10 protein-coding genes are annotated in these 10,457 nt (G+C 72.4%); 5 read left to right on the forward strand and 5 right to left on the reverse strand.

The features are described 5' to 3' along the window. Positions 1-3 precede the first annotated feature (3 nt). The 5 genes from VKN16_28740 to VKN16_28760 form a co-directional block, all read right to left on the reverse strand. Positions 4-921 (reverse strand): TIGR03619 family F420-dependent LLM class oxidoreductase, encoded by a 918-nt coding sequence (locus VKN16_28740; protein ID HME98213.1) that lies wholly within the window; start codon positions 919-921, stop codon positions 4-6. Continuing rightward, positions 918-1,349: a VOC family protein gene (locus VKN16_28745; protein ID HME98214.1), complete on the reverse strand. Its 432-nt coding sequence runs from the start codon at positions 1,347-1,349 to the stop codon at positions 918-920. The genes VKN16_28740 and VKN16_28745 overlap by 4 nt, the downstream gene beginning before the upstream one ends. Further along, entirely contained in the window at positions 1,346-2,686 is a 1,341-nt protein-coding gene (locus VKN16_28750; GenBank protein HME98215.1) for an amidohydrolase, read from the reverse strand. The genes VKN16_28745 and VKN16_28750 overlap by 4 nt, the downstream gene beginning before the upstream one ends. 122 nt (positions 2,687-2,808) lie before the next feature. Next, complete coding sequence (locus VKN16_28755; GenBank protein ID HME98216.1) at positions 2,809-3,396, reverse strand: glycine zipper family protein; 588 nt, start codon at positions 3,394-3,396, stop codon at positions 2,809-2,811. Further along, positions 3,396-3,758, reverse strand: coding sequence for a hypothetical protein (locus tag VKN16_28760; GenBank protein ID HME98217.1), 363 nt, complete (start codon positions 3,756-3,758; stop codon positions 3,396-3,398). Before VKN16_28760 ends, VKN16_28755 begins: the two co-directional genes overlap by 1 nt. A gap of 108 nt (positions 3,759-3,866) precedes the next feature. Between VKN16_28760 and VKN16_28765 the strand changes: the two genes are divergently transcribed. From VKN16_28765 to VKN16_28785, 5 genes are all read left to right on the forward strand, one after another. Then, positions 3,867-5,801, forward strand: coding sequence for a DUF6600 domain-containing protein (locus tag VKN16_28765; protein ID HME98218.1), 1,935 nt, complete (start codon positions 3,867-3,869; stop codon positions 5,799-5,801). A 58-nt stretch (positions 5,802-5,859) separates the two neighbouring features. Beyond that, positions 5,860-6,975 carry an amidohydrolase family protein gene (locus VKN16_28770; protein ID HME98219.1) on the forward strand — a complete coding sequence of 372 codons (1,116 nt, stop codon included), beginning with the start codon at positions 5,860-5,862 and terminating at the stop codon, positions 6,973-6,975. Positions 6,976-6,978: 3 nt separating this feature from the next. Beyond that, a complete protein-coding gene (locus VKN16_28775) occupies positions 6,979-8,682 on the forward strand; it encodes a D-aminoacylase (GenBank protein HME98220.1) in 1,704 nt (567 codons plus the stop codon). An 11-nt stretch (positions 8,683-8,693) separates the two neighbouring features. Continuing rightward, positions 8,694-9,683, forward strand: a complete 990-nt coding sequence (locus tag VKN16_28780) for a 2-oxoglutarate and iron-dependent oxygenase domain-containing protein (protein HME98221.1) — start codon at positions 8,694-8,696, stop codon at positions 9,681-9,683. 26 nt (positions 9,684-9,709) lie between these two features. Further along, positions 9,710-10,457, forward strand: a 748-nt coding sequence (locus tag VKN16_28785) for an LLM class flavin-dependent oxidoreductase (GenBank protein HME98222.1), incomplete at its 3' end; no start/stop codon positions are given.

Here is a 10,457-nt window from a genome sequence, read left to right on the forward strand (position 1 = left end):
CGCTCAGCGAAGAGACTGCCGATCGAGATCGAGCGCGCGCTCGGCCAGTCCCGCGAGCATGCGCCACGCCGCTTCGTGGTTGCGCGAGCCCTCGATGTCGTCGGCGAAGGTGTCGAGGCAGACGTACGAGGCGCCCAGCTTCTGCAGGGCGTCCAGGTCGCGGCGCACCTGGTCGAGCGTGCCTTCGCCGGCCAGCCGCCTCTCCTCGGGCATCGCCTGGTCGGTGATGCGCAGGCGGATGCGCGGGCAGAGGGCGGGCACGGGCTTGCCCTCCTGGTCGGCGATCGCGCGGAGCTTCGGCATGCCCTCGTCGCGCAGGTAGGCGATGCGGCTGCGGATGGGATGCCAGGCATCGCCGTGCCGGACGGTGCGACGGAGCGCCGCGTCGCTGCTGCCGCCCACCCAGATCGGCGGGTGCGGCTTCCGGAGCGGGCGCGGCGCGGTGTAGACGTCCTTGAACGACACGAAACGGCCCTGGTAGCTGGCCACGTCCTGCGTCCACGCCGCCTTGAGCGCGCCCACGTAGTCGTCGGTCATCGCGCCGCGCCGCTCGAAGGGCAGGCCGAGGACCTCGAACTCCTGGCGGGCCCAGCCGACCCCGATGCCGAAGATGAGGCGGCCGCCGCTCAGCCGGTCCAGGTTCGCGGCCATCCGCGCGGTCTCGAGCGGATGCCGGTAGGGCAGCACGATCACCGTGAAGCCCAGCTCCACCCGGCGGGTCATGCCGGCCAGCCAGCCGAGCGTGGTGAACGGATCGTAGAAGGGTGCCGGGTAGCGCCCCTGCACGTCGGGCGTGATCGCCACGTGATCGCCCAGCATCATGAAGTGATAGCCGATGTTCTCGGCGAAGGCGGCCCAGCGCGACAGCGACTCCGGGCTGGCGCCCGGCCCGAAGCTGATCAAGTTGACGCCGAACTTCATCGCGACGGGCTCGTCTCCATGCGGCGCTCGGCCGCGCGGGTGCTGGGGCCGAGGAACTCGATCATGTTGCCGTCCGGATCCTTCACGAAGAGCTGGCGCAGGCCGGTGGGTCCCGAGATCACGTCGCGGCACGTGAGGCCACGCTCCTCGATGCGCTTCGCGGTGGCGTCGGCATCGTCGGTCCAGAGGGCGAAGTGCGGGTAGCGAGCCACGATCTTCTCGCGCTCGGCCGCGTCGCGCACGAGCTGGTCGTTCAGGATGATGTGCAGCTGGAGGTCGCCGCCCAGGCTGTACCAGATCCCCGGGAAGTCGAAGGCCGGGCGCGGGATCTCGGGGAAGCCGAGCACCCCGGTATAGAAGTCGCGGGCCTTGGCGACGTCGGTGACGGTGACGCTCACGTGGCTCAGGATCTTGAAGATCTGGCTCATGTCGGATCTCCTCCGTCGTAGCGCTCGCGGCGGGTGATGCCGCGCTGAAAGGCGAGGTAGCCCTCGCGGGTCATGGCCGGCCTCGGGCCCGCCAGCACCTCGCGCGCCCCCGCGGCGCCGTCGGCCAGCAGGTCGACCGCCATCGCGGCCAGGGCCTTGGCCGGCTGCACGTAGCCCAGGTCGGGGTCGACGATGGCGAAGTCGGCGGAGTGGCCCGGGCCCCGCGCCCCGCCCATATAAGGATGCAGCACCGGCATCACCTGGCTCAGGTCGCCCATGTCGGTGGAGCCGGAGCGATGCGGGATGTCATGATAGTGGGCGTCGCCCACCAGCCCGCGGGCGGTGGCCTCGAAGAATCGGGCCATGGTGCGGTCGCAGTGGAGCGGCATCGGCCCGGGCAGCGTGTCGATCTCCACCTGCGCGCCCATCGCGAGCGCGCCCGCGCGCAGCGCGCGGTCGACCCGCCGGCTCGCGTCGGCGACGCCCTCGACGGTCTTGCCGCGCACGTACATCTCGAGCCGCGCCTCGCCGGGGATCACGTTCACCTGCGAGCCGCCGTGGGTGAGGATCGGGTGCACGCGGATCGAGTCCTCGTCGCGGAAGGTCTCGCGGACCGCGTTGATGGCGGTCAGGGCGATCTGCGCGGCGTAGAGCGCGTTGACGCCCAGGTGCGGCGCGCCGCCCGCGTGCGCGGCGCGCCCGATGAAGCGGGCGGTCTTGCCGACGCGGCCGTTGTTGGAGGCGGGCACGCCCGCCTTGCCGTCGTCGGCGCGCCAGTTGGTGTGGATCATCATGGCCAGGTCCACGTCGTCGAAGTGGCCGAGCCGCATCAGCTCCTGCTTGCCGCACGGGAACTCGAGCCGGCCCGCCGCGATCTGCCCCTGCCGCCACTCGATGTCGCCGCCCTCCTCGGCGGGCACCGCGAAGAACGCGAGCGTGCCGGTGAGATGATCGAGCGCGCCCGACTCGAGCAGGCCCATCGCGGCGCCCAGCATGCCCGCAATCTGCGCGTTGTGGCCGCAGGCATGCGCGGCGCCGGTCCGGGGATCGGCCTCGGGATGCCCGGTGACGCGCAACCCGTCCAGCTCGCCGATGATCGCGAAGGTGGGCCCGGCACCGCCGCGACCGGATGCGTCGGCTCGGACCCCGGTCATCGCGAGGCCCGTTCTGGGCGTGAGCCCCAGCCGGCCGAGCGTCTCCTGCACGAGCCCGGCCGTCTTCACTTCCTTGAACCCCATCTCCGGCTGCTTCCGGATCCGCTCACCGATGCCGACGATCTCCCCGGCCCGACGATCGATGGCCGCGAAGACCTGCCGCTTCAGCTCGTCCCGGGACATGGCGAGAGGATGCTAGCCGATTACGCGACGGCAGGCCAGCACCAGCGGAAGCCGACCGGCGTGCTCAGCGGCCGGCCGCGATGTGATCAGCCGCGACGCGACGCGATGGTCCGGGCCGCCGATTATCGAGACGGCGGCGGAGGCGGCGGCGGACCTGGCGGAGGCGGAGGCGTCCCGGGGGGAACCGTCGTGGCAGCCGGCGGCGGAGGCGGCGGTGGTGGCGGAGGCGAATACGTCGGCTGTTGCGCTTGCGAGCCGCGGGCCACCGGCACCTGGTTGCCCTTGGCGTACATGCACTGCACGTACGCCTGATCGTAGCGGCCCTGGAGCGACCCCGCATAGGCGTCGCCACGGCTGGCGCCCACCGCGCTGCCCCCCAGGAGCCCCGCGCCCGCGCCGGCGGCGGCACCGAGGGCCGGGTTGCCGGCGGCCGCTCCGAGGGCGGCGCCCGCGGCAGCGCCGATCAGCGTGCCGATCGCAGCGCCCTGCACGGTGCTGCCCGCCGCCGCCTGATCGTTGGTCGTTCCGGTCTGCTGCCCCGCCCACTGACGGCAGAGGCCGTCGTCCATCTGGAACTGCTCGAAGTTCTTGCTGCTGCCGGGGAGCACCATGACGCTCGGCCCGCTCGGGATGGTCGCGCAGCCGCTCACCGCCAGCGCGATGACGAGCGCGGCCGCGACGACACCGCGAGACGGCAGGGCACGCGTCATTACCGCCGCTCCGGGACCTTCACCCACTCCTCGGCGCAGGACGGCACGCTCGGATAGTAGGCCTTCGCGCTCGGGCAGTAGTACCAGTAGGCGGTGGCCGCGGGAGGTGCGGGCGGCGCCGGCGGCGGATTGTCGGCGGGAGCCGGCGGACGCTCGACGTAGACCGGCGGCGGCTGCACCACCACGGTCGGCGGCGGGTAGTAGTAGTACGGCGGCGGGTAGTACCACGGATATCCCCAGCCCCAGTAGGGGCCAACACCCACGAAGACGCCGCCGTGCCAGCGACCACCCGTGTACCCGGGCGTGGCCGTGACCGCGAGGACCGCGAGGACCAGCACCAGGGCCAACGCGAGCTTTTTCATCTCCGCCTCACTCTGACGCGCGGGCCGTCACGTTTGTTTACCGCCCTCCCAGGATATCGCCGGGAGGGAATCTATACCATCTGCTACGATGATTTTACGATGCCGACGATGCGACGGATCTGCGCGGGATTGCTGGCGTTGATGCTTCTGCTGGGCGGTGCGGCGCCGGGCCTGGCGGGCACGGCCGCGCCGCCCGCCCCGGCCGCTCCGCCGCCGCCCGCGCCGCCCGCTCCGGAGGCGGCGCCGGCCCCCGCCGACGCCCATGCGCAAGCCGAGACGCCCGAGGCGACGCCGCCCCGGATCAGCTATCTGCACGGCGAGGTCTCGTTCTGGCGGCCCGGCGCCCACGACTGGGTGCCGGCCACCCTCAACATGCCGCTGGCCCCCGGCGACGTCCTCTATGCGGGACCGGCCGGCAACGTGGAGGTCCAGATCGGGCCTCGCGCCTTCGCGCGCGCCGCGTACGGCGCGCAGCTGGGTCTCGACAACCAGGAGCCCGACTTCGTGCAGCTGCGCGCGACCTCGGGTTACGTATCGGTGGACCTGCGCGAGCTCCCGTCCGGCCACGCGGTGGAGCTGGACACTCCGGGCGCCGCGTTCACCATGGACCGCGCCGGCTACTACCACGCCGAGGTCGGCACCGACGCGACGACGTTCCGCACGCACCGCGGCGGGATCGCGACGATGACGCCGTCGGGCGGCACCGCCCAGCCGGTGGCCGGCAACCAGCAGGCGACGATTGCCAGCGGCGGCACCGACGAGGCGGCCGCGCCGCGCGTGGAGATGACGGTCGCGGCACCGCTCAGCACGTGGGATCGCTGGAACTACCAGCGCAGCGACTATCTCGTCCAGCCGGCCAGCGCCCGGCACCTCTCCCCGGGCGTCTACGGCGCCGAGGCTCTCGACCGGAGCGGCACGTGGCGCACGGTGGAGACGTACGGCAGCGTCTGGGTGCCCGCGGGTGTGCCGGCGGGATGGTCGCCCTACACCACCGGCCGCTGGATCTGGGATCCGCGCTTCGGCTGGACGTGGCTCGACGACGCGCCGTGGGGCTGGGCGCCGTATCACTACGGACGCTGGGTCCACCTCGGCCCCGAATGGGCGTGGGCGCCCGGGCCGGTCATCGTGCGGCCCGCCTACTCGCCGGCGCTCGTCGTGTTCCTGGGCGGCCCGGTCGTCGTGGGCCGGCCGCTCTACTGGGCGCCGCTCGGATGGGGCGAGCCGGTCATTCGCTGGTGGGGACCGCCGCGCGTGGTGGGCGTGGCGTGGTGGGGCGGCTGGGGCGGCCCGCGCGTGGTCAACAACGTCGTGGTCAACCGCACGACCACGGTCAACGTCACCCACATCACCACGTATCGCAATGTCACCGTGACCAACGCGGTGGTGGGCGTGCCCGCGGAGCGCTTCGGCCAGGGCAGCGCGCGCCCGACCCGCGTGGCGGATGCGGAAGCGCGCCGGCTCGCGCCGGTGGCGGGCGCCCCCGAGGTACGGCCGGTCGCGGCCAGCCTCGCGCCGGCGCGCGGAGCCGCCACGGCCGCCCGGCCACCCGAAGCGGCACGCTCGCGCCCGGTCGTCGCCACCCGCGCGCCCCAGGACCCCGCGCCGACGCTGCGCGCTCAGGGCCTGCCCGCGACGCCGGCCGCGACGTCACCACCGAAGCCGCGCATCGTGCCGGCGCCGGCGCGCGCGGCGACTCCGCCGGCCCCGACCGCGGCGACCGCGCCGCCCCCGCGCGGGGCAACCGCTCCCGGCCGGGCCGCACCCGACAGTGGCCAGCCGCCCGATCGCGGCGCGGCCACCCGCGGCCCGCGCTCCACGGGCGCGCACAGCGACGCGGTGCCGTCACCGACGCCGTCGCTGCGCCGCCAGGCGCCGCCCCCGGCGCCGCCCGCCCCGAGCGCGCAGGGCGCGCCGGTGCCGCAAGCGGAGCGTCCGCGCGGCGAATCACCGCGGCGTGGAGGCGGCAACGAGCGCGGTCACGATCGAAGCGGCGAGCGCAGTCAGGACAAGGGCGGTCAGCCGCGCGGAGATCGCGAGCGCTAGTTTTCGGCTTGCCCTCCCTGCCCGCGGGCGTCACACTCGGGGCCCCAGGGAGGAACCCATGAGCCTCGCGGCCGCCATCCCCATCATCTCCGCCGATTCGCACGTCACCGAGCCGCCCGACACGTATCTGGCCCGGATCGACCGACGCTTCAAGGACCGAGCCCCCCGCCTCGTGCACGACGACAAGCGCGGAGATCTGTTCGTCATCGACGGACTCGACAAGCCCATCCCGATGGGCCTGGTGGCGGCCGCCGGGAAGCCGGCCGAGGAGCTCACGATGTTCGGGGCCCGCTTCGAGGACCTGCACCGCGGCGGCTGGGATCCGCAGGCGCGGCTCGCCGACCAGGCCCGCGACGGCGTCAGCGCCGAGGTGATCTACCCCACCGTCGGGATGATGCTCTGCAACCACCCCGACTTCGACTACAAGCAGGCCTGCTTCGACGCCTACAACCTGTGGATCGCCGAGTACTGCGGAGCGCACCCCGACCGCCTCCTGGGCATCGGGCAGACCGCGATGCGATCCGTGGAAGACGGCATTCGCGACCTCCGCCGTATCCGGGAGCTCGGCCTTCGTGGGGTCATGCTGCCGGGAAACCCGGCGGTGGCCGACTATCACGACCCGGTATACGCGCCGTTCTACGAGGCGGCCATCGACCTCGGGCTGCCACTGTCCTTCCACATCCTCACGAGCCAGCAGGACAACTTCAAGACGCGCGGGCCGAAGCTCAACGCGTTCATGTCCATCATCCGCGGCTGCCAGGACCTGGTCGGGGCGTTCGTCTTCGGCGGCGTGTTCGAGCGTCACCCGCGGCTGCGGCTCGTGTGCGTGGAGGCCGACGCGGGCTGGGTGCCCCACTTCATGTACCGCATGGACCACGCCTACGACCGGCATCGCTATTGGCTGCCGCCGTCGGGGACGCTCACCAAGATGCCCAGCGAGTACTTCCGCGAGCACGTCTACACCACCTTCCAGGACGACTGGGTGGCCTTCCAGGTCAAGGACCTGTGCAACGTGCGCCGGCTGCTCTGGGCCAACGACTTCCCGCACAGCGATTCGACCTGGCCGCGCTCGCAGGAGCTACTGGCCAAGCACGCGGCCCATCTCACCCCGGAGGAGCTCCGCTGGGTGCTCCACGACAACGTGGCCGAGCTGTACGGCCTCCCGGCGGCCTGAGCGATGGCCTTCGATCTCGTCGTCCGGGGCGGCACCATCGTCGACGGCACGGGCCGTCCGGGCGTGCGCGGCGACGTCGGGATCCGGGGAGGGCAGATCGCCGCTCTCGGCGAGGTGAAGGGCCGCGCCGCGCAGACGGTGGACGCGGGCGGGCTGGTGGTCGCGCCCGGCTTCGTGGACGTCCACACCCACTACGACGCGCAGGTGATGTGGGATCGCATGCTCACGATCTCGCCCTGGCACGGCGTGACCACGGTGGTGATGGGCAACTGCGGCTTCGGCGTCGCGCCGACGCGGCCCGACCACCGCGGGCTCATCATGCGCACGCTCGAGAAGGTCGAGGGCATGAGCCTCGACGCCCTGGAGGCGGGGCTCGGCCAGGCGTGGCCGTTCGAGACGTTCCCCGAGTACCTCGACGCGGTCGAGCGGCGCGGCACCGCGCTCAACGTCGCGGTCCTCCTCGGCCACACCCCGCTGCGGCTCTACGTCATGGGGGAGGACGCGACCGAGCGCCCCGCGACTCCGGACGAGATCGCGCGGATGCGGGCCATCGTGCGCGAGGCCATCGACGCGGGCGCCATCGGCTTCGCGACCTCGAAAGCGTCGACCCACATCGGCTACGCCGGCAAGCCGGTGCCGAGCCGCGCGGCCGCCTTCGCCGAGGTCGAGGCGCTGGCCGGCGCCCTCGGCGAGGCGGGCCGCGGCATTCTCCAGGCCACCGTGGGCCGCGAGCTCTTCTTCAAGGAGTTCGAGACGCTCGCCCGGGCCACCGGCCGGCCCGTCACCTGGACCGCGCTGCTGGCCGGCATGATGGGGCCCGGCTCCCACCGCGAGCTGCTCGAGAAATCCCGGGCACTGGTCAAGCAGGGCCTCCAGGTGGTGCCGCAGGTCACGTGCCGCACCCTGAACTTCGAGTTCCAGCTCAAGGAGCCGTTCATCTTCGAGAGCATGTCGGTGTTCAAGCCGATCTCGGTCGCCGACCATGCCGGCAAGGTCCGCCTCTACGGCGATCCCGATTTCCGGCGCGCGTTCAAGGAGAGCTTCGACCGCCCGAAGAAGGGCGCGGTGTTCGCCGGGCTGAGCTGGGCGCGGACGTGGATCTCGTGGTACCCGCCCGATCCCTCGCTCGAGGAGCGCCTGGTGTCGGAGGTGGCGGCGGAGCGCGGCGTGGACCCGACCGACCTGGTCCTGGACATGGCCCTCGCCACCAACCTCGACGCGCGGTTCCGCATGGCCGTCTTCAACCACGACGAGGCCGAGGTGATCGAGCTGCTCACCGAGCCCGACACGGTGCTGGGGCTCTCCGACGCGGGCGCCCACGCCAGCCAGCTCTGCGACGCGTGCTTCTCGACCTACCTGCTGAGCCGCTGGGTGCGGGAGAAGCAGGCCATCGCGCTGCCCGAGGCGATTCGCATGCTCACCTCGCGCCCGGCCGAGGTGTTCGGCATCACCGACCGGGGCCGGCTCGCCACCGGGCTGGCCGCCGACGTCGTGGTCTTCGACCCGGCGACGGTGGGTGCCAGCAAGCTGCGCCGCGTGCACGACCTTCCCGCCGGGGCGGACCGGCTGGTCGCCGACGCCAGCGGGATCGAGGCGGTGATCGTCAACGGCACCATCGTGCGACGCGCCGGCCGCGACGCGGTGGCCCCGGACGGCCCGCTGCCAGGCGCGCTGCTGCGGAACGGCGGCGCCCGATCGACGACCTGATCGCAGCCGACATGATCCCGATCATCGACCTCGAGCCGTACCTGGCGGGCCGCCCGGGGGCCCGGGCCGCCACCGCGACCGAGCTGGGACGCGCCCTGCACGAGGTCGGCTTCTTCGTGATCGTGAACCACCGCGTTCCCCCGGCCCTGATCGACGCCACCTTCGCGGAGGCCCGCCGCTTCCACGCACAGCCGATGGAGGCCAAGCTCGCGCTGCGCATGAACGAGCACAACAACGGCTACATGATGCTCGGGCGCTACGCGGTGTGGACCTCGGACGTCAACGCCAACGACCAGCCGGACCTGAACGAGGCGTTCTTCGTGAAGCGGGAGCGGACCCCGGACGATCCGCTGGTACGGGCGGGACGCCGCTTCGCGGGACCCAATCAGTGGCCCGCGGCGCTGCCCGGCTTTCGGGAGACGGTGCTGGCCTACACCGAGGCGGTGGACGCGCTCGGCCGGGCGCTCCTGCCCCTCTGCGGGCTGGCCCTCGATCTGCCCGCCGAGACCTTCGACGCCGCCTTCGCGGAGACTCAGTTCAGCTTCCGGCTGACCCACTATCCGCCGGTGTCGGCCGAGCCGAACCAGTTCGGCATCGCGCCCCACACCGATTCCAACTTCATGACGTTCCTGGCCCAGAGCGAGGTGCCCGGGCTGCAGGTGCGCATGCCGGACGGCGCGTGGGTGGACGTGCCGTACGTGCCCGGCTCCTTCGCGGTGAACTCGGGCGACATGATGCAGCGGTGGACGAACGGCCGGTTCAAGTCCACCCCGCACCGCGCGCTGCCGCCGGTAAGCCGTCCACGCTACGCGATTCCCTACTTCATGGGACCGCATCTGGACACCGAGATCGCGTGCCTGCCCACGTGCCAGGGGCCGGGCAACCCGGCGCGCTATCCGCCCGTCACCTACGCGGCCTATCTCGACTGGTGGTACGACGCCAACTACAATTCGTCAGACCAGCGCGACGCGGTGGCCACGCGCCAGCGCGACGTGGCCTGAGCGGACGCTCCCCGGAGGCACAAACGATGAAGGTCGGAGTCGCCCTGAACATGCTGACCCAGGAAGGGCGGCCGGACGCCGCGGTGCTCGCCGATCATCTCGCGCTGGGCGATCTCGCCGAGCCCCTGGGGTTCGATTCGCTCTTCGCGCTGGAGCACCACTTCACCGGCTACGCCATGTCGCCGTCGCCGACCCAGCTCCTCAGCTATTTCGCGGGCCGCACCCGGCGCGTCATCCTCGGCACCGCGGTGATCGTGCTACCGTGGCACGACCCGGTGCGGGTCGCCGAGGAGATCGCGCTCCTCGACATCCTGTCGGGCGGCCGCGTGCTGCTCGGCTTCGGCCGGGGCGCCGCGAGCGTCGAGTACGCCGGGTTCCGCATCCCCATGGAGGAAGCCCGCGCCCGTTTCGTGGAGACCGCGCAGATCGTGGTCCGCGCGCTGAGCCAGGACGTCTTCGAGTGGCAGGGCGAGTTCTTCACCATCCCGCGGACGTCCATTCGCCCCCGGCCGATCTCTCATCCGGAGCGCCGGATCTACGCCTCCTCGGTCAGCCCGGAGTCGGCCGAGATCATGGCCAAGCTGGGCTTCGGCGTCCTCGTCATCATGCAGAACGAGTGGCCGAAGGCGGCCGAGGACATCCGGCGCTACCGGGAGATCGCGCAGGGCGTGGGACAACCGCCGCGGCCGCCGATCATCCTGACCAACGTCTCGGTGGCGGACAGCCGCGCCGAGGCGCACGAGCGCGCGGTGAGGTACTTGAGCCGCAAGTTCG

The sequence above is a fragment of the Candidatus Methylomirabilota bacterium genome (assembly GCA_035315345.1).
Taxonomy (GTDB): domain Bacteria; phylum Methylomirabilota; class Methylomirabilia; order Rokubacteriales; family CSP1-6; genus CAMLFJ01.